Origin of the sequence: Criblamydia sequanensis CRIB-18 (assembly GCF_000750955.1) — a bacterium.
GTDB classification, from domain to species: Bacteria; Chlamydiota; Chlamydiia; order Chlamydiales; family Criblamydiaceae; genus Criblamydia; species Criblamydia sequanensis.
The window spans coordinates 393,315-417,001 of record NZ_CCEJ010000003.1 but is presented as its reverse complement, the minus strand read 5'-3'; the positions used below and the strand labels follow the sequence as shown (position 1 = coordinate 417,001).

The following is a 23,687-nucleotide window of genomic DNA, read 5'->3' as shown; positions in this document are numbered from 1 at the left end:
ATAAGGATATCCCATGGGTACAGGTTTTGCTAAAAAGAAAAAGCAAGCTAAAATGATGCAAGAGCAGTTAATGCAAATGCAAGATAAATTAAAAAATCTTACTGTGACGGGCACTTCTCCAGGAGGCCTTGTTAATGTGACTTTAGATGGAGAAGGGGATGTGCTCTCTATTAAAATAAAAAAAGAGTGCGTTGATCCGGAAGATGTGGAAGGTCTTGAAGACCTTGTAAAAGCCGCTTTCCAAGAAGCTAAAAAGACTTTGAAGAAAGAAACATCATCTGGCATGCCAGCAATGCCGGCCAATATGTTTCCGGGAATGGGCTTCTAGTTAGTAAGGAATGGTGACTTCGTTTAAAATTCGCTTTTGATTTTTAAAATAGCTATTATTGACTTACTAAAATTTTTCAATCTTATGCCTGCAATTTTTGTAAAAAATTTTGCGCAAAAACAGCTTTCCTCGCATTAAACCCGTGATTGCGGCCTAATCCGTGGCCAATCGCTGTAGATGGGTGGCAAATTTTTTAGCTTTTGGTGAAGGGAATGTTTCCTTTCATTCCCGAGACGAAAGATGAAAAAGAGGACATCCATCTACAGCGATTGGCCACGAGCGATATCTTCCTTTTTTACAAAAGGAAAAATATCATGAATGAAAAATATCATGAATGAACAAGTTATAGCAATTTTCTTTCATCTAGTGATGAAATCGTAAAATCATTCGGTTTGTCTGATGATCCCCAATACAAAATGACCCTAGCGAAAGGTAATGTCCTTTGCTTTGATATCAGCCCTTGCATTATCACGTTAGATTACTGTACAACACGCCTTGTCGGTGAATTTTTTATTGTCGATAGCTTTCCTATAAAGGCATATGAAAACCATAAAAGTTTTCTAGCAAAAATTTTTAAAAGGAAAGAATTTACACAGCTATTCGGCTTCAAAAAAACAATATTTTTTTGGAATCAAAGTTCATATGATTGTTGACGAAATAGGAATACCAATCGAATTCTGTTTTACTCCACCTAGAAGCGAGATTAGGACGCAATCAACGGCTTAAAGGGAATTTTGAAAGAAGCCTATTCTTAATCTTAAGTATAGAAAGCGGAGTCTTCAGGGACACTTGCTCGATACTCTTCAGTTAAAACCTCCATAACTTCTTCGGCAGTCGATAAAGCAAGAACTTTTTCCGCTAGATGGCTTGCTGCCACAATGCTTGTATTTCGTATCGCATTTTTAATGATCGGAATATATCGGCTGGCAAGAGAAAGTTCATGAACCCCAAGACCTAATAAAAGAGGGGTGAACCTCGGATCGGCAGCAATTTCACCGCAAAGAGACACGGGAATACCTCTTTGATTGGCTTCCGCCACAACAAGCTTGATCAATCTAATGACGCCGGGATGTGTCGGAGTATAAAAAGATTGCATGGCATTGCTTGATCGATCCACCGCAAGGGCATATTGCACTAGATCATTTGTCCCAATGGATAAAAAATCGCATTCTTCGGCAATAAGGTCTGCGATAATGGCAGCTGAAGGCACTTCAATCATGCAGCCGATACGAATTTTTTCTTTGTGAGCAACGCCCTTGGCGGCCAATTCCCCGCTCGCTTCTTTTAACAGCATTTTCGCTTCCTTAATCTCATTTAAAGAAGAGACCATAGGAAACAAGATACTGACATCGCCAAAAGCCGCCGCTCTTAAAATGGCTTTTAACTGAGCTTTAAAAATTTCTCTTTCCCGCAGCAAAAACCTGAGAGCCCGGCACCCAAGAAAAGGGTTTCCTTTCTGTAAAAGGGGCTGAGAGTGAACAATTTTATCTCCCCCTACATCAAAGGTTCTAATCACAATAGGCAAATTCTGCATCTTCTCAACAATACGCTTATAGATCTCAAATTGTGAATCTTCCGGTGGAAACTCTTGTTGAGATAAAAAGATGTATTCTGATCTAAAAAGTCCAACGCCATGAGGGCACTGCTCTTGAAGAGAGTCTAAATCGCTCACCATTTCAAGATTTGCAGATAGCCTTATCTCATAGCCATCATAAGTTTCAGCTGCAAGCGAGTGTTTTTCTTTAAGCCTTGAAAAATGAAGGGCATGTTCCTCTCTTATCGATCGATATTTTGCGGCCGTCATCGGACTTGGATTGATGATCACCTCTCCTGTTTTGCCATCGACAATTACATTTTCAAGAGAGTTTAGATCAATTTTTTTTAGCTCGATTCCTGTAACATAAGGGATGCCTTTTGCTCTTGCAACAATAGCTGCGTGAGATGCAGCCCCGCCTTTAAATGTCACAAACCCTGCAATATTTCCAGCCTTTACTTCAGCGACATCGGTCACTAAAAGTTCGTGGGCGAAAACGACTGTCCCGGGTGGAATATCTGCCAAGCTAAAGCGGACGCTTTCTTTTAAATTGGCAATAATTCTTCTTGAAATGTCTTGCAAGTCCTTAAAGCGTTCACGAAAAAAAGGCTCTTGCAGGGATTGGAATTTATTCTGATATTTTTTAATTAGAGACTTAAATACAAATTCAGCGTTTTTTCGATCCTCCCTAATCCCCTCTTCCACTGTTTGGGTAAGCAAGGGGTCTTGGGTGATATGAAGTTGAGCTTCTAGAATTTCAGCCCCTTCATCGATATCATCCTCTTTAAGTTTTTTTTGAAGAGCTCTAATTTCTTCACGGCATTTTTTTAAAGCATTAAGGTAGCGTTCAATCTCATGTTCGATGTCATCTTCTGAAATGGTAAATTCAAGAACATCATCATCCATTAAATTGAAGACAAGAGGCTTTCCTTGAGCTATCCCGGGGGAAAGGGCGACGCCTTGAAAAAATAACTCTTCTAAAACCTTCATGTTGCCGCTTCTCCAAACTGATTCTCAAATGCCGCTGTTAAAGTATCCATTGTGATTTGCGCATCGTCCCCATCACAAACTATAGTTATGCTGGAATTTTTTTTTGCTGCAAGCATTAGTATGCTTAAAATGCTTTTTGCGTTAACGGTTTCATTCCGATAGGTAAATTGCACAAGGCTCTTACAGTTTTGTAAAATTTTAACGATCATGGTAGCAGGTCTTGTATGAAGACCCATTTTATTTTTTATTTTTACTTTTTGAATGATTTTCACTTACTTTCACTTCCTCTTTATCTTTAAACGCTCGCTTTCGTTGCTTGGAAGCAATTTTCTCAAGTAGCTTCATGTTAAATTCTTTTGCAGAATTATAACCCATTTGCTTCAAACGATGATTGAGCGCAATAGTTTCTAAAAGCAACACAACATCCCTACCCGGTTTGACAGGAAGAAGATGGAAGGGCACTTCAACTCCAAGAAACTCTGTTGTTTTTTCATCTAAACCTATGCGGTCATAAAAATGATCTTCATCCCATTTCTCTAGTCTCACTACAAGATCAATGCTTTTGTGATCGCGAACACAAACAGCTCCATAAAGGTGCGCCACGTTGATAATGCCAATACCTCTTATCTCCATATGGTGTCTTGTAAGATCGGCGCCAAAACCTTCAAGATAGGACCCTTCCCTTTTTCGAATTTTTACGATGTCATCAGAGATAAGACGATGGCCCCTTTCAATCAATCCAAGAGCCGACTCGCTTTTGCCGACTGAGGAGTCGCCTTGTATTAAAATACCCACGCCAAAAACCTCTACAAGAGTGCCGTGGCAAGTTGTAGAGGGTGCAAATTCCTCAGTTAATGTAATCATGATCTTGCTTAAAAGATTCATGGTGCTCATGTTCGTTCGAAAAAGAGGGATATTTTGTTTTTCACATAAATACACCAGTTCTTTGGGGGGACGAAATCTTCTTGAAACAATAATGGCCGGAACCGGAGTGGTTAAAATATTTTGAAGACGCTCAAGGGTTGTCTCATGATCAAGGGTTCTTAGATACTCGATCTCAACTTTTCCAAAAACGAGGATTCGCTTTCCGGCGTGGCTTTTAATGTATCCGCTTAAACTTAATCCAGGTCTTTGAACTTCAGGAACTTGAATTGGCCTTTTAATGCCTTTCTTTCCTGCTATAAGCTCTAAATTGAGTCTTTCTTTATGGCAATGATATAGGTCTTCGACAAGGTACATGCATTTCCCTTCTACATGTGAGAAGAGATAACGCTAATAAAAATCAGTTTAGATCTCAAGCAGAAAAAAAATTTCCAAAGCGGTTTATGACTTCATGGCAAAAGTAATATGAGAATTATTTGTTGAAAATCCCCTTTCTTGAATTAAACTTTTGCAATGATCGACATCCAAAACTTCTACAACCAATGTTAGGATGCGTCCGTTTAAAAGATGACCGCCATACTGATAAAAATCTTCTATAACTGGTTTTAGACGAAAATGGACTGTTTTACCCTTATCGCCTGGTTTAAGTTTTGCGTTTAAACTTGATTTACTTAAAGTAATATGAGCTCCCACTTTATCATCATGCCCATTTGAAAGGTAAGGAGCGGGCTCAAATTTAGGATCCAATATTTTCTTAGCTAAAGAAGAAAGTTTTTTAATAAAATCATCATGGACTTTGATATAAGTAAATCCACTTTCATTTTGTTCTAAACTACCCTGATAAATCGGAATTACTGTTCCTTTTTCTGTGCAATAATATGAAGAATAAGGAATTTCTTCTTGGGCTTTCTCTACAATTTTCCATGCGAAATTATTATTAACCTGCATAAATAACCTCATTAAATTTTACTGAGATAAAATTAATAGATGGTTATAAATATCTAATTAACAAAATATATGGATAATAATAATTCCTTATCAGATTCTTAAAAATGAAAGCTAACTTTCTAGACAATCACCCCATTTCAACTCTTTAGCTTCCTTGTAAAAAGTGCCGTCTCTTTTTGAAATAATTTCTTGAGTAGCTCTCCCCTCTTTTGTGCAAAGATCAAAGGAAATATGGCCGGAGTGTTTTCTTGGATGGCCTATGATTCTATCAAGAAGAGGAGCGGCCTCAATATTTGACGCTGCAAAATAGGAAAACTTTTCATCCTCAAAATTTAGACGGGCTTCTTTTAAAAACCGATGGATCGAAGATCTTGGAAGCCGCTCGGAAAAATGACACCATTTTTGAGTTTTGGCTAAAGGGCATTCCAAACTATGCGGACACGGAGCTAAAGGAAATTTATTTTTTGAAAAAGCCATCTCCCTTAACTTTAAAATAAGGCTATACCCTCTCGGGGTACCGGGTTCTATAAAAACTGCCAGATCTTTTTGAATCGAGAATACCCTTTCGGCAATTTCATTAAATTCTATTTCACCAAGTTCATTCAGGGCATAAGAAGAGGTGATAAGATCGACTTCTTTTAACTCCGTTTTTTTGATATCGTTAGCAAGCACTTCAAGGGAAACATGAGGAAAATGATCTCTTAGTGTTTTTTTACAAAATTCAATAAAAAAAGCATCCTGTTCTACAATATAAATTTTCTTTAAGGAAGGGAAATACTCAAGGGCTGCAAAAACTACAGTCCCTGGGCCTGAGCCTAAATCTAAAAGAGTTTCAAAAGACTTATCCGTCTTTAATTTGATTTGATGAAAGACGCTTGAGCAAGCTGCAAAAGTAGCCGGGAAGCGAGTAGCAAGATAAGCTATGTGATCAAGCGGGGCTTGCAACCTTTTATTAACAAACCCTGCTAAATAATTATTCGAGAGCCGAACACTTGCTTCTTTCAAATTTTTTAAGGGAATTTTTTCACAAAAACTTTCTATGCTGTTAACAAGATAGTCAGGGAGTTGAAGCTTCTTATCCATAAAATATCAAAAAATAAAAAAAGTTATCAGAAAAAAACTTTTTTTTAAACAAGCGTTTCCTTTTTTTATTAATCTTCTTCTTGAAAAAATGGAATTTATCGAGATAATATGTTCCTTCCTGCCATTTAGTGTGATCCGAATTAATATGTTCAGAAAAGTTTTTTTATATTTCGCAATTTTCCAATCTTTTCTGTTAGCAGCTTCTTTTTCTGAAGATCAAACTGCAGAAAATAAAAATTTTATTTTAGGAACATGGATTTCTTCTTTAGAAACTCAAGGAACAAAAACTTCAAACCTGGATTTAGTAGTAACCCTTGATGAAAAAAATCGTTTAATCTCCAGATGCAGCTTAAAGGAGCATGGGATTAAAGACCTGCCTCTTGATCTTGTTTTAACCAAAAATAGCTTGCGTTTTGAAAATGAGTCTTTAGGACTTCATTTTGACGGGTGTTTTAATGAGTTAAAAAATGAAATTACAGGGACTTTTTATCAAAATGAAAATAACCACACCCTCACTTTAAAAAAGAGATCAAAACTTTTTAGGCCCCAAGAGCCAAAAGCTCCCTATCCCTATAGAGTAGAAAATATCCAATACGAAAACACCTTTGCAAAAGTCACTTTAGCCGGAACTTTGACTTGTCCTTTAACGGATAAAAAATGCCCTGCCGTTCTTTTAATTGCCGGATCCGGACCGAATGACCGTGATGAAACTGTTTTTGGACATAAGCCTTTTTTTTTGCTTGCCGACTATTTAACTCGAAATGGAATCGTTGTTTTAAGGGTGGACAAAAGAGGGGTGGCTTCTTCAACCGGCCACTACGAATCTGCAACAGGTTTAGATTTTGCAGATGATGTTCAAGCAGGGGTCGAGTATTTAAAAAATAGAAGTGAGGTAAACTCAAAACAAATTGGACTGATCGGCCATAGCGAAGGAGGTTTAATCGCTCCCATGGTGGCTTCAAAATCTAAAGATGTAGCTTTTATTATTCTTATGGCAGGCCCTGCGATTACCGGTGAAGAATTGCTTTACGAGCAAACCCAAGCTATCTTGCAAGCCAAAGGTGTTGGCTTATCTGAAAGAGAAATGCAAAGGAATCTTCAAGAAAAACTCTTCTCTATCATTAAAGAAGAAGATGATCCAAGAATTGCAGAAATAGAATTAAGGAAGGTTTTGGAGCGATACTTAAATGAGTTTCCAAATGAAAAAAGAAATGCATTAAGAGTTATTTACGAAACACAAATTGACCGCATTAACTCAAACTGGTTTCGCTACTTTTTAACCTATGATCCTAAAACTGCTTTAAAACAAATTAAAATCCCTTTCCTTGCTTTAAATGGCGAATTGGACCTTCAGGTTTCTTCCAAGCAAAATTTGCCCTTAATTGCAAAAGCGCTAAAAAAAGCTTGCAATAAGGACTATCAAGTCATTGAATTTCCAAAAGTGAATCACTTGTTTCAAACAGCTCTAACAGGATCCATTGAAGAGTACTCGCAAATTGAAGAAACCCTATCGCCTCTTGTTTTAAAAACCATTTCCGATTGGATTTGCGAAAGATTTAAAGCCTCTTCCGAAACCTCAAAATAAAAAATTTATGAATTGCGATCCTTTAAGTTCTCGATTAATTTTAAAAAACCATCAAGAATTGCTAGAGAAGAATTTTGAACCTTCAAACATAGATAAATTAAGCGAGACAGCAACTTTACCTAGTGCGGAAGAAAATTCCTTAGAAGAACGTTTTATTTCTGATCTTAAAAGTAAAAAAAAAATCGATGATCAACTTTTCCTTATAAAAGACCCTGATTTTGACCTGCCGAAAATCAATAAAGCCACTTTAAATGACGCTATCGATTTTCTTTTTGAACCTAGATACGCTATTTTAAAAGGCAATGGGTTCCGTGTATCCTACAATCTTTTTGAACTTTATTGTTATCTTAAAAGCCGTAAGAACATAGTTAATCTAGAATTAGTTGGAAGTAAATTATTTGAGCTTTTAAAAAAGCATTACCTTCCTGAATTGTTTTTTGCCCTTAAGATCGACAATTTCGAACTTATGCATCTCATTCAAAATTTATCCCCACCGAATGACAGTGACATTCGAATACATCTTCCAACTCTTTCAACCGAAGAAGGCCTAGAAGAATGCATAAGTGAAGTGGATCAATTTTTCTCAGAAAAATTTACTCTCTTAACTTTTAGAGAAGGTGATTTTTTCACTCCCTCAGCCTACATTTCAACGGTTAAAGATAAAAAAGTGGGTTGTTACGACAAGAGAAACAAAGAATACAATGACAATCGTTACGCCACCTTAACCATTCAAGGTCTTGAGCTTTTACTAGTTCAAGAGTTGCAAAACCAAAGTTTATTTATAAGGGATGCACTAAGGCTTAACCTTGAACCGCTTGTTGAGGCGATTATTGAATATGGCATAAATAATATTCACGTTTTGAAATCCGATATTGAATGCGGTAAAAAGACCATCTCCATATACCCTGAAAGTGATTATGAGTACCTTCCGCAAGTTGTTTTCGATCGTATAATCAAGGTCATTCGAGCCGATAAAAAAAAATATAGGACAGAATCTCCATCACGCGCTAAAGCTCCAAGGAATCGTATTAATGAAGCAGGGTTGCCTACAGCGCTTATTTTACAATTAAGAGGAGGAATTGTTTTAGATGAAGATTTGATGGAGGGTTTGCTCGATATTTTTATAGAAAGAAGCGTAAGTTATCGTGGTATGCTGGAAGCGCCTTCTTTTTTGTTAAAAAAGAGCTTAAATAATCACCTTGAAGGGTCTTCTTTAGAAGCATTTACCCTCGCCCTTTATGGATGTTATACTTTAAAATCAAAAGAAGTACAGGCTTCCCTTTGGGATCAAATGCGAGTTCTTTTCGAAGAGGACGAAACTCCTTTTGTCAAGTTAATTGATTCCCTTGTCCAATCACAAGTGGATTTCCAAGAAATAATGGCCTTGATTCAAGCCAAAGCTTTTTTAGCTTACTTCGGGGAAAACAAAAAACCGAATTTTAGTGTCGAAATTCCTCAATTTAGAGAACCTGCCATTCTTAAAATCAACTTGGGAAAAGACTGTTTTTTCCAAATGGCTTTAAATCCCATGGAAGCTTTTCGTGCCCTTAAGGCCTCCTCCCACCCCAAATTAAATAAACTGCTAGAATCTTTTCTAATCCCGAAAGCTAATCTTAAAAAAACAAAGCTGGTTTTAGATGAGATTGAATTACTCAAAATTGCAGATGGCATTAAGATAAAAAGCTCTCTACTTGCGTTAGAGCTAAAACTTATAGCTTTAATTCAATCTAATAATGAAAAAGCTTTTGACCTTCTATTGGAGGATTGGCCTGTTATTCTAAATAATATAAGACTAAAAAATGCCATCGAACTTTTAAAACTTACTAAAACCCATCACATTATTTTAGAGGAGTACTTTAAACATAATAAGGAGACTTTTTTAGATCCGGCTATCAATTTTTCTTTTGCCCTTGTTTCCTCTAAAGATGATTTTTATACACAGAGAGGTTTTGCTCTCTTTCAATCTCAAACGGCAAACGGAAGTGTTAAGCACTCTTTTATTAAAACCATAGCTCCTTTAAGGCCTGATCTGGCTATGGATACCTTGCTCGGCATGAGATACATTTCAAAAAACACTCAACTACTTTCCTCTTGGGCTCTTATTTGTAAATCTTGTCAAACAAGAAGCGAAATTTTTCGTCTCACAGATTTACCTAAGCTTCTCCAAGGCATTTTCAAAATTTTTCCCGAAGGAACAAAATTATTTAAAGCTTCAAAAGAAGAGCTAGAGCTAATAATTTGGCTTTTTAATGAGCTGAAAGAAGAAGAATCCTTAAAGGCGCTTGAAGAAATTTTAATTGCCGAAAATTTTAAGAAAGAAGCTTTATGTGATCTTGCGTCCTTTTGGATAGATCGTCTTAATAAGGCGATGCAAAACTCGTCATTAAAAGAAAAATTACCCGCTATCTATAAAAAGCTAAAACCTTTAAAGATTTTTACCGATTCTGAAACTCTCGCAAGCTATCAAGAAGCTCTGCTTAATCTTTCATTAGAATTAAATGGCGATATTTCTCTATTAAAGGAAACGATTGAAGAACCTTTCGAAAAAAATTTGATCCCAAAAGCTGCCAATAAATTGCACGAGCTTTTAGGAAAGAAATGTCCCTTGATTATTGAATCAAAAGATTTTGAAGGGGCAAGTGCCTTAATCGCGCTATTTTTAGCCACTCAAGTTCCCTTATTAGAGGAATCTAAAACGCTATTAATAAGCCTTTTTGACCTGCTTTTAGACTCGAAGGGTCTAAAATTTGCTCAAGATTTTTTATTTAATCTTAAGTTTAAATCCTTTTTCCAAGATGTAGAAGACCTATTAAAAAAGCGGCTTACTTTCTTAGACCTTGCTATGCAAGAGGCTCTTCTTCCCTCGCAAGAGAAGGAAACCGAGAGGCCCCTTAAAACGTCTGATAACTTTAAGGATACGCTTTTAAAAATTCTTCAAAGAAGTCTTGATTATATTGAAACCAAAGAAACCCCCATCTCTTTTATTAAAGCCTTCTTCCCTCTTCTCATTAAATTTTTTAAGACTCATGATTTATCTAAAAGACCTTCTCTTAAAAAAGGAATTAACGCTTCAACTTCTAAATTTTTTCAAGCTTATGCTTCGGTAAAACCTATTAACGAAATTATCGATTTAGTCGAGCTTATGTCCTTTCAGTCGAAAATAAATCGACTGTCATGGCTTGTCGCGACACTAGATGAGCTTTTAAAGCATGCTCCTTTATGTGTGGATCCGGTGTTATTTCATTTAGGATCAAAAGTACTCGAAAAAGACCCCACTCTAGAAGAAGTGCAATCGCTTCTTAAACTTGTTAGCGATAGAGACACACTTCCAATTGATTTGATGGCTCAATTAATTGAAAAAATGAGCGCCTTTAAAGATACCGACCTTAATTTGTTAGCCTTTGATCATTTAATGGCTCTTGAGAGCAATGAATGGATGGGTAGCCAAGAAGCAAGAAAAAAATGCTGGTTAAGCTGTCTTGAAAACGCAAAAATTCTTGATAAAAGAATAATCTGGTTTTTTGAGAATGCTAGCCGTTTTCAAGAAGTGTTTGGTGAATTTCTCTTGGAAAGCAATTTTAAATTTTTTAAAGTTCTTCTTTGCCGCATAAACGAAGTGATAACTAAAGAGGAACTCTCATCTCATCTTGAAACCATCGAGTTATTTCTACAACCCTTCATCGATTGCGAGGAAGAAACTCACAAAAAAGAAATCGATACCCTCATTCTTTTAGGTTATAGGATTTTGGCGTCAAGTCCAAAAGAAGACTGCCTAGAGAAAATCTCGAATAAAGTGATTTCTTGTCTTGATCAGGATTACCTTCTTGATCTGGTTGAAGAAATCATCTGCCCTTTAGTCTTAAGCATCCTGCTAAAGTTTGATCCTTTTCTTGAAAAGCCTTCAAAGAAGCGGACCCCTATACGCTGGAATAATGTGAGTGAGTTTCATATTGCAAGCTTTGCAAGGTTTATCGAAGAAGGAAGCGACCCCAAATACGCTCATCCCTTTACTATAGAAGGTTTCAAAAATCACACGATTCTATTTAATGTTCTTTTAAAATTCGTAAACAATAAATGCTCTCGTACAAAAGTCATCCTCCCTTTAATTAAGCTTCTTGGGAGCCAAAGGCATGAAAAATTAGTAGAAAAAGCCTTTCCTCTTTTTGAAAGAGTCTTAAAGAAACCGATACCTAAAAATGAAGCGCAGCTTTTTGTAGATAGCTGTCTGCCTTTTTTAGAAAATGTCATCTATCATCAGTTTAGAGGCCTATTTTCAGCCAAACTACTTCCTTTTCTAAATGATATGAAGATGAAGCCTTTTTTTTCCAACTCAAATTACCCTCAATTAATTTATACTTTTATTGAAAAAACTTTAAAGCTGACGCCTCCCATCTTCTATTCCACTCTTATACATGAATTAGAAGGGATTTTAAAGCTAATCGAAGATAATTTGGAAGGACTGAAATGCAACTCTTTTGAACAAAATAAAGCCATTAAACTAGCGGTAAGGATTATCTATAAAATTGAAATCTCTAAGAAAAATCCAAGCCCTAAGATTCTTGAGGATTTTTTTGATAAAATCTACAACTACTATGCAAATCATCCCTCTTTCCCAAAAAGCGAGAGAAAAATCCGGTCTCAATTAAATCCCTATATATATGCTTTTTATGAAAAACTGCTCAATCACTTCTCGAAGATTGAAAAGAAGAATGAATTTTTCACTAAGATGATGGACGATTGGTTTAAGAAATTCAGTGAGGAGTCTAGAAAAAGAGTCGTCGGCTTTGATGCTAAAGAAATAGAATCTCTTGATAAAAAGTACTATAAGTATCTCAAAAAAAGATACACATTGAGAGAGCGAGTCTCGCGTTTTTGGATTTATATTTTTTCAAACTATGCGTTAGCAACTTGCGGCTCCCTCATTATAAATTATTCCTTTAACCCCTTCTTCATGCTTGCCCAATTAAATAATGCCAATCCTATCTGCTTTAGAGTGTCTTCTGCAACGACTCTTTTTTCCATTCTATGCAACAATGCAAGAAATATAATCCCCTTCGGCGGAAAGGCAAGGATTGCGATCTTCGATGAGCTATGTTTCAGAGTGGGATTGCAAGAAATGCTTCTAAAGCGATATCCCAAAAAAGTGCTTCAAAAATATAAGCCGAGCCTTCTGCCTCTTGTTGACGCAAGGGTAGTTAGAGTCAACCGCGTTCTTATCTCGGCGCTCATTTATACCTTATCGCACACTCAACCTCAAAACGAGGATGTAAATTGCGCGCTCGTTTATAAGGTTGGCCATTTTGCTTTTGGGGTATTTTTGGGACTGATTCAAGAACATGTGCCAAATGATATTTGTCCCGGTTTATCGATGGCATTCCATGTAGGTTTTGCTTAAGGCTATCCTTTGACAATTCTTTCCATGTAAAATAAAACCCAGTCGATAAAGGTGGGGAAAGAGAGGTTTTCTCCGGCAGTATCCCCTTTTAGGTTGGATACAATTTTATCCTGAAGAGAAAAATAGACATTTCCCATTTCCTGTTCAGGATACCAATCGGCATAGAAGCATTGGTAAAACGGCATGCCGAAAGAAATATAAAAAGGGATCAGTTTTTTTGGATTTATGGCTTCCTTATCATAGGTTAAAATGACTTCATCTTCTGAAAAATAGCTTTGAAATTTAGGATACTCTTTTATTACATTTTCAGCTTTAAGGAGCCCGGTTTTATCCGTTGTCTTGAAAAAACCATTATGAATTTGCAAGAATGAAAGGTAGTCCTGTGGAAAAATAATATCCTTGAAAGAATCTTTTAATTGGTTCCCTTGCGTTTCAAGAAGAGGGGGCAGGCCTCTAAAAAAACAGGATGTCTTGGATAAACTGTAAACCATCTGGGCTTCAAAGGGGTGGTCTACCGTTTTTTGCGTTAGAAAGATTCCAATATCATCTACTTCATGAAAAAACTTTGCGAGGAAGTTGCAAAAATCGGGATAGGATTCCATTTTTTTTTCCCAATATTGCTGGACAAGGTCTAGTCTTTCAGCTTTTGTCAATTTTGAGAGCTCAAACCATCCTTTAGGGATAGTAGGCGCTAAGACAGAAATACTTTTCCAATCGAGCTCAGGCTCATCTTGGAGAGCTATTACTTTATGAAATCCGCCATCCCGGTCTTCTGATAATTCGTTAAAAAAAATTTTGAAATGAGAGTCCATATTTCTTAATTAATTCATTTTTTAATCGGTTTTAACACAAAAGAATAATAGATTCAAACAACTCCTGGATAAAGATTTTTTTTGAAAAAATCATCTATCCAGGTCACTGATTATTAGGATTTAAGAAAAAAAATTAAATTTTTATTAGACGATGGAAAATAAATATTTTTTTTGTTAAATTTAAGAAATCTTAACAATGTGAGTCAAAAAAAATTTATGTCCTCGGAAAGTTTAAAAACAGAAGCGGTGCATTTTAATTATTTTGATAATGAAAAGCGGAACAATGAGATTTTTACTCATGTCGTTGTTCTGGAAAAATCAAAGATTGAGGGGACGATTAAAGCTTACCGATTAAAAAACGATGCTCCATTTAAAGAGATTGAGACTCACGATAACGCCCATCTTAAACAGGATGTTTCCCTAATTTTACTTGGAACTGTAGAGTACCTTGATAAACAACAAAAGAAATTAATCCTCTCAGATGACACTATTGTCCGATATGAGTGGCTTATCACTAGCTCCTCTAACGAGGAGGGTCTTTCCCTTTTAAAAGAAGATTTTAATCATGCCCTAGGCAGTTTAATCGATGCAATTCGGGTTTCTAAAAAAGTTCATGTTGAAAGCATCTTTCAACAAGAGAATCAGAATTTAAAAGAATTCTCCTCAAAAAAACTGTCGGAATCAAAATCGATGCCTGTAACTGAGGCTCTTTCTGCAAGAAATTCTTCCGCAAGTTTACCTTTCGGAAGACGTCATTTTGAGCTGGATATTTAAATTGTATTTCTAAGTGCCCTTCTTTAAAGAAATAGCTCACTTTCTAAGATCGCACCCAGCCTTTTTTTATAGCTTGGCGATCCTTTATGGGCTTTGGGGAGCCTTACGTTTGGAACCCCCCTTGCTGATCTCGCTATCTCTTTTCCTGTGCCCTCTTTTTCTCAATAGAAAAGGCCCGAAGCATTTTATTTACGCTTGGATTTCCCTTCTTGCCTTTGTTTTTCTTGTTAGTAAATTTTTAATCGTTATTCCTGATTTTAAAGGCGATGATAGAATTTTAGGGTCGGCTCTTTTTGAAATTTCTGAGGTTAAAACAAGCTCGGGAAAAAAAGTTTATTTCGGCAATCTAAAGAAATTTATTGATCAGGAAGGAACTCTTGTCGCTAAAAACATTCCGGGTTCATTTTTCTCTTTTGAGAAAACAAAAAATTTAAAGCCCGGAAGTTTGATAGAATTCGCCGGTTTTCTTAAAAAACACCCGAAAGTAAAGCATCAAATTCAACTAGAAAATTTAAAAGGAATCGAGTTAAAAGTTATAAAAGAAAATTTCAGTCTAGAACCCTTGCGGGAAGAGTTAAAAAAAAGCTTAGCTTCCTGGATTAAAAATAAGCTCACTTCTATAAAAGCCGCAAGCTTTGTATCCGGCATGGCGATCGGCGAATTCAAAGAAGAAGAGCTTACCTTTTCATTCGGAAGGTTCGGTTTGCAGCATATTTTAGCGATATCAGGTTTTCACTTTAGTCTAATCTCTTTATTTCTGTTAGCCCTTTTAAAAACAGCTTCCCCTTCCCGTTATCGTTTGCCAGCGCTTGCCTTTCTCCTTACTTTTTATTTTTTTTTCCTAGGAATGTCTCCTTCTATTGTCAGAGCCTTTTGCATGGTCTTACTATCTATTTTTGCAAGCATCTCCGGAAGACAATCCAATTCGATTAACGCTCTTGGTTTGGCTTTAACCGCTTGTTTAATTATAGACCCTTTTTCTCTTTTTTCCCTGGGGTTTATCTTTAGTTTTGCGATCACTTTCTCCCTTTTAATTTTCACACCTTTCTTTGAAAGCCTTCTAATAAAAATTTTTACTGAAAGAAAAAAAACTGAATTTTTAGCTTCTTCTTTTAAAGAAAAAGTTGGGCTTTCCCTATTGGGGTTTATGAGAAAAAGCCTCTCTCTTTCCTTGGGGGTTAATGTGGTCGCACTCCCTTTAACTCTTGCTCTGATAGGCTCTTTTCCTCTTTTTGGAACTCTATTCAATTTATACTTCCCCGTCCTGATTAGCTTTTCGCTGATTTTTTTCCTTTTTCTGAGCCTTTTATCACTTTTAACCCCTTTTTCCTGGAATTTTCTTTTTTATATTAACGGGTTATTTATCGATTGGCTTTTAAGCCTATCCCTAAGTATGCCAAAGGCCTTTGATTTTGTTCTTAAGATGCCTTTGAATGGGGAAATAGCAGTCTTTCTTCTTACACTTATCTTCCTTATTGGAATCCCTAATTTTAATTCCCGCAAAAATAAGACTCACGAAAGTTTAATTTTTTAGAAAAAGCGTTGACTAAAAAAATAGAAATAGCGTAAAAATTTAAGCTTCGATGGCGATAGTAGCTCAGCTGGTTAGAGCGCCGGATTGTGGATCCGGAGGTCGAGGGTTCGAGCCCCTTCTATCGCCCCATTTTTTTTAAGCCATGAATGATTCTTTTAGCTTTATACACGCTTTATTTTTAGGAATAGTTCAGGGGCTGACTGAATTCCTCCCCGTTAGTTCCTCCGGCCACCTCGCTTTTTTTCAAACTCTTTTTGGTTTCTCCAAAGAAATAAATTTTGTTTTTTTTAATGTTTTGTGTCATGCAGGGACTCTCTTTGCGATTTTAATTGTCTTAAAAAAAGACATTTTAAAGGCATTGACTTCGAAAAATGAATTTCTTTTACTGACAACCGCTCTCCTTCCCCTCTTTTTCCTGCTTCCGTTTATGAGCGCCATAAAAGAGTTGTTTAAAAAGACGGAGTGGCTTGGTTTATTCTTTATTGGAACTGCCTTAATTTTATATTTAGGCAGTTTTAACTATGGGACGCGTCCTAAAACTTTTAAAAGCGCCCTTTTTATCGGCATCTCACAGAGCTTAGCTCTTTTCCCGGGAATTTCAAGAAGCGGGGCTACTCTCCTTTCCGCAAGAGTTTCAGGCTGGACTTTTGATCAAGCGCTTCGATTTTCCTTTCTTCTATCTATTCCAACGATTTTTGGAGCCTTATTTTTAGAGGCTTTGCACTTAATAAAAGAAGGCGGATCTTCCATTCCTAATTTTTCGATTTCCATTTATTTTGCAGCTTTTACGGCTTCTTTTTTATCAGGCCTCTTTTCACTTAAATGGATTCTAAAACGCTTTCGTCAAAAAGAGCTTCGTCTCTTTTCTCTCTACTGTTTTCTAATGGGGCTTCTATCTCTTTATCTTTTCGCTTTTTAACATAGCTTAAGAATAAAAAAGCCTCTTCTTTCACTTCCTAAACTTGACATTCCTTGAATTCAAAGGCAATATAGAGGGATAATAGCTTAATAGGTAAACATGGGTGTTAAAAAAAATAAAACCAACAAACGGAATGCTAAAAAAAGCGAAAACGGCCTTCAATTTTATGTGAGAGAAGCTAAAGCTCTTTTTCTTTTTACTTTTTCCTTACTTTTATTTATTGCCTTATTCAGTTTTTCTATTCATTCTGAAAACAAACATTTACTTGGTTCAATCGGCTTTTCGATTAGTAAACTTATTCACGGGCTATTTGGAATTTTAAGCTTTCTTATCGCCCTTTTTTTTATCTGGATTTCAATAAGCGAACTTCTTAATTTCAAGAATGAATTCTTGAAAAAACAATCTATTCACTTCACTCTCTTTATTAGCTCGCTTTGCATTCTTCTCTCGGTTATTGAAGAAACAAGTCCGGCTTTAAGCTATTCCCTACGCCATTTCTTTTATCCCGAATCCTCCCTTAAAGGGTTTAATTATCATTTAGGAGGCTCCTTTTTTTATTTTCTTTATCGGGACATTCCAAGAATTAACCTTGCCACCTTATTAAATAGCTCAGGCACATTTATTCTTTTTAGTTTTATCATGCTTTTTGCATTAGCCGAGCTTTTCTCCATCAACCTTTTCTTATTGATATCCAAAGGGTTAGCTTATGGTTTAACAAGGCTTATTGATTTCACTAAAAAATTTAAAATGCCCGATTTTAAAAATTTTAAAATAGAACCTATTCTTGCCAAAGAGTCAGCCTTTAAAAATGAAGAAAGGCACGTCATGCTAAAAACATCGCCCGGGCAAGAAATGGATTCTAGAAAAAACCCTAAAGATTCTTTAGAGACTCTTCTTATACAGCCCGAAAAACATCTGCAAGAAAGACCTTCTTTATCAAGAAAAAGCTTCGGGGAAGAAATTTCTGAAAATCCTTTTAGCAAATTTAATAGCAGAACCGATCAGCAAGACCTCTTCCCTGCCGATTTGGAAAAGCCGGCGTTAGGTCCTCAAATGCCTCAGTATCCTTTAGAAGTTTCAAAAAAGAAAGAAAATGCCGCTATAAAAAAGTCTATCGAGAGCAAGATATCCGAGCTTAAGTCTAAAAACACCTCTCTTGTTAACTATAAGCTTCCTTCAAACTCCTTATTGACTGTTCCCCAAAAAGTAGACCAAAGCCAGCTTAGAAAGGATTTAAAGAAGCAAGCTGAGGTTCTTGAAGAGACGCTTCAAAGTTTTGGCATAGAAGCTAAAGTCGGACAGATTAACTGCGGACCTACCATCAATTCTTTTGAAGTGCATCCCTCAATTGGCGTTAAAGTACAAAGAATTAAAGCATTAGAGAGCGATATTGCTTTAAATATGGAAGCAAAATCCATCCGAATCATAGCTCCGATACCTGGAAAAGCCGCTGTAGGCATAGAAATCCCAAACCCTTTGCCCCAAGAAGTTTCTTTTCGAGAGATGCTTCAAGCGTACCAATCTCAATCCAAAAAATTTGCCATCCCTATTCTTCTTGGCAAATCCGTGAGCGGAGAGTGGGTGATGAGTGATTTAGCTAAAATGCCTCATTGTATCATTGCCGGAGCTACAGGCTCAGGTAAGTCTGTCTGCATAAACACCATTGTAATGTCTATTTTGCTCAATTGTAGACCCGATGAAGTCAAATTGATCATGGTCGATCCTAAAAAAGTTGAACTTACCGCATACTCCCCTCTGCCCCATATGCTAGCTCCTGTGATTAATGAGCCAATTGGTGCTATGGCCGCTTTAAAATGGCTTGTCAAAGAGATGGAAAGCCGCTATGAAATGCTGAAACTTTTAGGCTTAAGAAATATTTTAGCGTTTAATGGCCGTGTCATTGATGAAGAGAAAGAAAAAGAGCTTGGAAAAGAGATTCCAAAGACAATGCCTTATATCGTTGGAATCATTGATGAGCTTGCAGACTTAATGATGGTCGCCTCGCAAGATATAGAAACCCCTATTGCAAGAATTGCCCAAATGGCAAGGGCGGTTGGCATTCACTTGATATTAGCGACTCAAAGACCCTCAAGAGAGGTGATCACAGGCCTTATCAAAGCAAACTTTCCAACCAGGATCTCTTTTAAAGTAGCAAGCCGAGTGAATAGCCAAATCATCCTGGATGAAATTGGAGCGGAATCGCTTCTTGGCAATGGAGACATGCTCTTTTTACCGCCCGGAACATCAAACCTTTTGAGAGCGCAAGGCGCCTATATTCGCGATGAAGACATCAACAAGGTCATCAAATTCATTTCAGAGCAAGCAGCTCCTGAATATGTCATAGAGTCTTTTGATTCCATGCCTTTTGATGATGGTGGAATGGATGAGGAAATCGATGAGCCGGCAGACTCTCTTTACCATGAGGCCAAAGAAATTGTGTTAAAGACCGGAAATGCCTCCACAACTTTCTTGCAGAGAAAATTAAAAATCGGTTATGCAAGAGCCGCAAGTTTAATGGACGCTCTTGAAAAAAATGGAATCGTTGGGCCTCAAGAAGGCAGCAAGCCGCGAAAGATTTTAGCATCGAGCGCCTCTTCTCAACAAGCTTTAGACCCAAATATAGACGACTTGGATGACGATTTTTAAAGGAATCTCCCTAATGAAAAGTATTGATACTGTTTCTGAATGGCAAAAAAAGCAATTAGAACGCTCTAAAAAATTAAGATTCCTCGGCTTTTTTTTAATTGGAGTCTCAATTATAGCTTCGCTTTTTGCGTTTACCTTTGACTGGGAAGCGGTTCAATCCTTTTGGGAGTTCAGCCTATCCTTAAAGGAAAGAGAGGGTTATTACATGATGTCATTTGTATTTGCTGTGATGGGTTTATTCTGCTTAAAAGCCGGCGCAAGAGAATAGCACTATTCGCTCTCATTAGGTTTGAAATCAATGATTTCATGAGATCCTTCAATAGTTTTAATGAACTTGGCATTGAATTCGGAAAACTGTTTTAATTTCTTTTTAATCCTTAAACGAATAGTGTTCCCTTGCGAATTCGCCTCTTCGCTTTTTTCGGCATCCAAATTCACTTTCTTTAATTTTTCAATGAGCTTTATCTCTTTTTCTTGAAGTTTTATTAAATCGCTTAATGAAACATCATGCTCAGAAACTAGGTTCAAAGCTTCAGCATTATTGATTAACTCATCTAAAAGAGCTTCAATCTCATGGAATAAAGAAAGTGTTTGCTTCACGAAAGGGCTCGCATCCTAATAAGAAAAATTCTATATGCCAGCTTTTAACTTTTTAAATCAATAGATTCAAAAAACCTCAATTGGTTTTTGGATTTTAATGAGAGATATGTTAAAACTTCCAAGGCCTAAATATTTAACCTCACCTGATTGAAATGAATGGATTTTGCCCGCTAGCTTCCGGATCTAAAGGAAATTGTCTTTACCTTGGAACCAAAAACACAAAGATATTGATCGATGCCGGAATTAGCACAAGAGCCACGCGTAGAAAACTTTCTGAAATTGGGGTTTCCTTAGATCAAATCGATGCTATTTTAATCACTCATGACCATGGGGATCATATCCAGGGGTTGAAAGTGATGGCTTTTGATTTAGGCATCCCAATCCTTGCTAATGCTGAAACCGCAAAAGGCATTGTAGAAACCTTCCATGGAGAATGCCCCCGTTTTAAAATTTTCACAACAGGGGAATCTTTTCAATTTGGCGATTTTGAAATTCATCCCTTTAGCATTCCTCATGATACTTTGGATCCGGTCGCTTTTACGATCCATTTTGATCTTGAGAAAATCGGAATTTGCGCAGACCTTGGCATGGTGACAGCCGGGATTCGGGAATCTTTAAGAAACTGCACTCTCCTTTATCTTGAGGCCAACCATGAAGTTGATCTTGTCCATGCCTCTTCACGACCGATCGTTTACAAACAAAGGGTGCTAAGCCGGGTCGGCCACCTTTCAAACAAGGATTGCGGACATCTTTTAACAGAGATCTTTCATGAGGGTTTAAAACAGGTTTGGCTTGCGCACCTTTCGTCTGAGTGCAACACACCGATTCATGCGGTAAACACAGTATCCGAGATTTTAAATTCCAAAGGATTGAGTCTACCTTTGGCGATTGCTTATCAGGAAGAGGTTTCAAAAGCTTATCATTTCGAAGAAATCTCACAAAACGAGGAAGCCTCTCAAGTCGAGGAGATCTCTCAAGCTTCAGTTTAAAGGGGCTTCTAATTGCTTAACTAAAAAGCTCTTTTAACTTATCCAAAAAGCCTTTTTGCTTTGGAAGATTTGCCGGTTTTTCAAGCGACGAAAACTCTGTAAGCAGCTCTTTTTGACGAGTATTGAGGTTAGTTGGAGTCTCTACAAATATTTTTACTAAGAGATCGCCTTTTCCATGGCCATGAACATTAGGAAAACCATCGCCTTTTACGCGAAAGATTTTGCCATTTTGAGTACCGGCAGGAATAGTAATACGGCAGGTATGTTGAAAAAGAGAAGGGACATCTTTTTTGCAGCCAAGAGCGGCTTCAGAAAAGCTAATTGGGAGATCGATGATGACATCGTCGCCTTCTCTTTGAAATATTTCGTGATCTTCTACTTGGATAAAGACATATAAGTCTCCGGCTGGGCCTCCGCCTTGTCCGGCATCGCCTTTTCCGCTTAATTTAAGACGCATTCCGGAATCAATTCCGGCAGGAATGGAGACTTTAACATGCTGTTTTTCTTTTACAAGACCTTCGCCATGACACTTAAGGCAAGGTTCGGTAATCGATTTTCCTTCGCCATGACATTTAGGACAAGACATGGACATACTGAAAAATCCGCGCTGTTCATAAACAACGCCCTGTCCGCCGCAGCGATCGCAACGAGTGATGCCTTGCGGGGATTTAGCTCCGCTTCCATGACACTCTTTGCAAGAGACATAATTTGTGATTACAAGTTCTTTTTCTACCCCTTTCGCCGCCTCTTCAAGCGTTAAAGTGATATTAGCTCTTTTAGAAGCGCCTTGACGCCTTGATTGACCGGCAAATCCACCCCTGTCGCCGCCGGCTCCGCCTCCGCCAAAAAAGCTTTCGAAAATTGTTTCACCCCCTCCGAAAGCTCCCATAAATGTACGAAGCGCCTCTTCCATTGAAGAAAAACCTTGCGCGCCGCCTGGGTGTCCGGCGCCCCCCATCACTCCTTCTTTACCATACTGATCGTAAAGGCGTCTTTTATTCTCGTCGCTTAATACTTCATAAGCTTCGGAAATCTCTTTGAATTTTTTTTCAGCTTCTTTATCGCCCGGATTTTTATCAGGGTGGTACTTAAGCGCAAGCTTTCGATACGACTTTTTTATATCGGCAGCGTTGGCATCTTTTGAAACTTCAAGGATTTCGTAATAATCAGACATAGCGGATGAGGCCATATTTCTTCTTTATGTTAAGAGAACTTAGTTATATTAATAATTATATAAAATTTAACGAGTACGTTTATATTTAAGAGCCGCTTTTGATTTTGCGCGCTTTTTAATTGAAGGTTTTGAATAAAAGCGATGAGCCTTTACAGATTTCATCACACCTTCTTTGTCAAGGCGTTTTTTCAAAGTACGGAGCGCTTTATCGAGGGTGTCTCCTGGGCGCACTTTCACTGTCGTCATTAAAATCACAGTCCTTTTAAAGGTTAAAATTATTGCTAAATGCAAGTTTTAATTCCCCTTGGTGGGGAGACAAAATCATACAATAAATCCCCTCTTTTACGCAAGAAAAGGATTAGAAAACATTATAAAATTATTTTTTACCATTTTAAGATTGAAATTTAATTTTAAAAAAGTATATAATATTTTTTAATTTATTTCATTTTATTTTAATTTAAATAAAATATATTATTTTTTCCTGATTATTATATTTATTATTATTTTTAATTATATTTACCCACGAGGTCATATTTATGGAAGGCACAAGCAGAGGATTATTTTTTGGAGGAGGGGCAACTAGCGGATTTGATGACTTTCTTGTATCCCCGCTATTAGCGATGGATGAAGGACAGTCCTCAGAAGAAGCTTCTAGGAGAGATCGATTTACAGCTCCAAGATCACGTTGCGAAAAAAGACCTCCAAGAAGACTTGCTCGTTCGTCTAGATCGACTGAAAAGACATCAGATGCGGCAAATGCGACCTTTAAAAAAGAAGACCCTTTTAACAATTTCAAAAGACCTCAAATTATAAAATCTTATGATGAAGCGGGCCTCCCTGAGAACAAATCAATTCTTATGCTGGGAAACGAGTTTCATGAAATGGAAGAGCTTGGCATGGGAGAGTTTCATAAGGCTTTCCGTCTAGCAGCCTCCGTTACTAAAATTGCAGGCGTTGAACTTAAAACTTCCCAGCCTGTTGTTAAAGTTTTAAGCCCTCTTCTTGACATGTCAAAAGCAAAACTAACTAATAGACTTGATACCAAGGCTTTCGAGTGGTACGTAGAGAAGAAGATTCCAATTCCTGATGTGTACTATAGAAATGTCGAAAATGGAATTTGGGTGATGGAATATATTCCTACTGAGCTAACCTTTGAAGAAGGGTTTAACTTCGCAAAAGAATGGCTAACTAAGTCAGCTCAAGAAACTTTTGAAGAAGACGGACAAGTGCATTATGGGGTGGAAATCATCAATGATCTATCTCTAAAAAATTTAAGAAAAAGAGAAAATGGGGATATTGTGGTGATTGATATTTCCATGCCGCAAGAAGGCCGTATCAACTTTATTTTTAATCTCTTTAAAGCAGTTATGAACTTTACCAAACAAGGTCAAGAGCCTCACTTTGAGAATCTAATTGCAGATTTTCCGGAAGTCACCAAGGAGAGCTTAAGAAAATTACTCGCCGAGCACAAGGAAAGAGGGAATTAATCTTCGT

Annotated in this window: 19 protein-coding genes and 1 tRNA gene; 11 read left to right on the top strand and 9 right to left on the bottom strand. The window is 37.1% G+C overall.

Features of this window, described 5'->3' with window-relative positions:
* Positions 1 to 13 precede the first annotated feature (13 nt).
* Positions 14 to 328 carry a YbaB/EbfC family nucleoid-associated protein gene (locus tag CSEC_RS03575; RefSeq protein WP_041017008.1) on the top strand — a complete coding sequence of 105 codons (315 nt, stop codon included), beginning with the start codon at positions 14 to 16 and terminating at the stop codon, positions 326 to 328.
* A gap of 757 nt (positions 329 to 1,085) precedes the next feature.
* On the opposite strand, the gene ptsP is transcribed toward CSEC_RS03575, so the two are convergent.
* The 5 genes from ptsP to CSEC_RS03545 all read right to left on the bottom strand — a co-directional run bounded on the left by ptsP (position 1,086) and on the right by CSEC_RS03545 (position 5,765).
* Complete coding sequence (gene ptsP, locus CSEC_RS03565) at positions 1,086 to 2,852, bottom strand: phosphoenolpyruvate--protein phosphotransferase (RefSeq protein WP_041017006.1); 1,767 nt, start codon at positions 2,850 to 2,852, stop codon at positions 1,086 to 1,088.
* Positions 2,849 to 3,124: an HPr family phosphocarrier protein gene (locus CSEC_RS03560; protein WP_053331737.1), complete on the bottom strand. Its 276-nt coding sequence runs from the start codon at positions 3,122 to 3,124 to the stop codon at positions 2,849 to 2,851. The genes ptsP and CSEC_RS03560 overlap by 4 nt, the downstream gene beginning before the upstream one ends.
* Positions 3,090 to 4,091, bottom strand: a complete 1,002-nt coding sequence (gene hprK, locus CSEC_RS03555; RefSeq protein ID WP_053331736.1) for an HPr(Ser) kinase/phosphatase — start codon at positions 4,089 to 4,091, stop codon at positions 3,090 to 3,092. Before hprK ends, CSEC_RS03560 begins: the two co-directional genes overlap by 35 nt.
* A gap of 84 nt (positions 4,092 to 4,175) precedes the next feature.
* Positions 4,176 to 4,682 (bottom strand): hypothetical protein, encoded by a 507-nt coding sequence (locus CSEC_RS03550; protein WP_041017005.1) that lies wholly within the window; start codon positions 4,680 to 4,682, stop codon positions 4,176 to 4,178.
* A gap of 111 nt (positions 4,683 to 4,793) precedes the next feature.
* Positions 4,794 to 5,765 carry a small ribosomal subunit Rsm22 family protein gene (locus CSEC_RS03545; protein ID WP_041017004.1) on the bottom strand — a complete coding sequence of 324 codons (972 nt, stop codon included), beginning with the start codon at positions 5,763 to 5,765 and terminating at the stop codon, positions 4,794 to 4,796.
* Between the two features lie 145 nt (positions 5,766 to 5,910).
* Here CSEC_RS03545 and CSEC_RS03540 point away from each other — a divergent pair, with 145 nt between their 5' ends.
* Together CSEC_RS03540 and CSEC_RS03535 are read left to right on the top strand one after the other, a co-directional pair.
* Positions 5,911 to 7,350: an alpha/beta hydrolase family protein gene (locus CSEC_RS03540; protein WP_053331735.1), complete on the top strand. Its 1,440-nt coding sequence runs from the start codon at positions 5,911 to 5,913 to the stop codon at positions 7,348 to 7,350.
* Positions 7,351 to 7,357: 7 nt separating this feature from the next.
* Positions 7,358 to 12,745 carry a hypothetical protein gene (locus CSEC_RS03535; RefSeq protein WP_041017003.1) on the top strand — a complete coding sequence of 1,796 codons (5,388 nt, stop codon included), beginning with the start codon at positions 7,358 to 7,360 and terminating at the stop codon, positions 12,743 to 12,745.
* A 2-nt stretch (positions 12,746 to 12,747) separates the two neighbouring features.
* Here the strand turns inward: CSEC_RS03535 and CSEC_RS03530 are convergent, their stop codons facing one another.
* Positions 12,748 to 13,557: an SMI1/KNR4 family protein gene (locus CSEC_RS03530; protein ID WP_041017002.1), complete on the bottom strand. Its 810-nt coding sequence runs from the start codon at positions 13,555 to 13,557 to the stop codon at positions 12,748 to 12,750.
* Positions 13,558 to 13,773: 216 nt separating this feature from the next.
* Between CSEC_RS03530 and CSEC_RS03525 the strand changes: the two genes are divergently transcribed.
* From CSEC_RS03525 to CSEC_RS03500, 6 genes are all read left to right on the top strand, one after another.
* Entirely contained in the window at positions 13,774 to 14,331 is a 558-nt protein-coding gene (locus CSEC_RS03525) for a hypothetical protein (RefSeq protein WP_041017001.1), read from the top strand.
* Positions 14,332 to 14,440: 109 nt separating this feature from the next.
* Positions 14,441 to 15,865 (top strand): ComEC/Rec2 family competence protein, encoded by a 1,425-nt coding sequence (locus tag CSEC_RS03520; protein ID WP_154017614.1) that lies wholly within the window; start codon positions 14,441 to 14,443, stop codon positions 15,863 to 15,865.
* A gap of 52 nt (positions 15,866 to 15,917) precedes the next feature.
* A tRNA-His gene (locus tag CSEC_RS03515) sits at positions 15,918 to 15,994 on the top strand.
* A 13-nt stretch (positions 15,995 to 16,007) separates the two neighbouring features.
* Positions 16,008 to 16,784: an undecaprenyl-diphosphate phosphatase gene (locus CSEC_RS03510; RefSeq protein ID WP_041016999.1), complete on the top strand. Its 777-nt coding sequence runs from the start codon at positions 16,008 to 16,010 to the stop codon at positions 16,782 to 16,784.
* Between the two features lie 99 nt (positions 16,785 to 16,883).
* Positions 16,884 to 19,430, top strand: a complete 2,547-nt coding sequence (locus CSEC_RS03505) for an FtsK/SpoIIIE family DNA translocase (protein ID WP_053331734.1) — start codon at positions 16,884 to 16,886, stop codon at positions 19,428 to 19,430.
* A gap of 13 nt (positions 19,431 to 19,443) precedes the next feature.
* The gene (locus tag CSEC_RS03500; RefSeq protein WP_154017613.1) at positions 19,444 to 19,698 is read left to right on the top strand and encodes a hypothetical protein; all 255 of its coding nucleotides are present in this window, start codon (positions 19,444 to 19,446) and stop codon (positions 19,696 to 19,698) included.
* Between the two features lie 2 nt (positions 19,699 to 19,700).
* Here the strand turns inward: CSEC_RS03500 and CSEC_RS03495 are convergent, their stop codons facing one another.
* Positions 19,701 to 20,030 (bottom strand): hypothetical protein, encoded by a 330-nt coding sequence (locus CSEC_RS03495; RefSeq protein ID WP_041016997.1) that lies wholly within the window; start codon positions 20,028 to 20,030, stop codon positions 19,701 to 19,703.
* Positions 20,031 to 20,182: 152 nt separating this feature from the next.
* Here CSEC_RS03495 and CSEC_RS03490 point away from each other — a divergent pair, with 152 nt between their 5' ends.
* On the top strand, positions 20,183 to 21,019 hold the full coding sequence (locus CSEC_RS03490) for an MBL fold metallo-hydrolase (RefSeq protein WP_053331733.1): 837 nt from the start codon (positions 20,183 to 20,185) through the stop codon (positions 21,017 to 21,019).
* 16 nt (positions 21,020 to 21,035) lie between these two features.
* On the opposite strand, the gene dnaJ is transcribed toward CSEC_RS03490, so the two are convergent.
* Both dnaJ and rpsU read right to left on the bottom strand, forming a co-directional pair.
* Positions 21,036 to 22,193, bottom strand: coding sequence for a molecular chaperone DnaJ (gene dnaJ / locus CSEC_RS03485; protein WP_041017265.1), 1,158 nt, complete (start codon positions 22,191 to 22,193; stop codon positions 21,036 to 21,038).
* A gap of 66 nt (positions 22,194 to 22,259) precedes the next feature.
* Positions 22,260 to 22,439 (bottom strand): 30S ribosomal protein S21, encoded by a 180-nt coding sequence (gene rpsU / locus CSEC_RS03480; RefSeq protein ID WP_041017264.1) that lies wholly within the window; start codon positions 22,437 to 22,439, stop codon positions 22,260 to 22,262.
* Positions 22,440 to 22,729: 290 nt separating this feature from the next.
* Here rpsU and CSEC_RS03475 point away from each other — a divergent pair, with 290 nt between their 5' ends.
* Positions 22,730 to 23,680, top strand: a complete 951-nt coding sequence (locus CSEC_RS03475; RefSeq protein ID WP_041016996.1) for a hypothetical protein — start codon at positions 22,730 to 22,732, stop codon at positions 23,678 to 23,680.
* Positions 23,681 to 23,687: the final 7 nt, after the last annotated feature.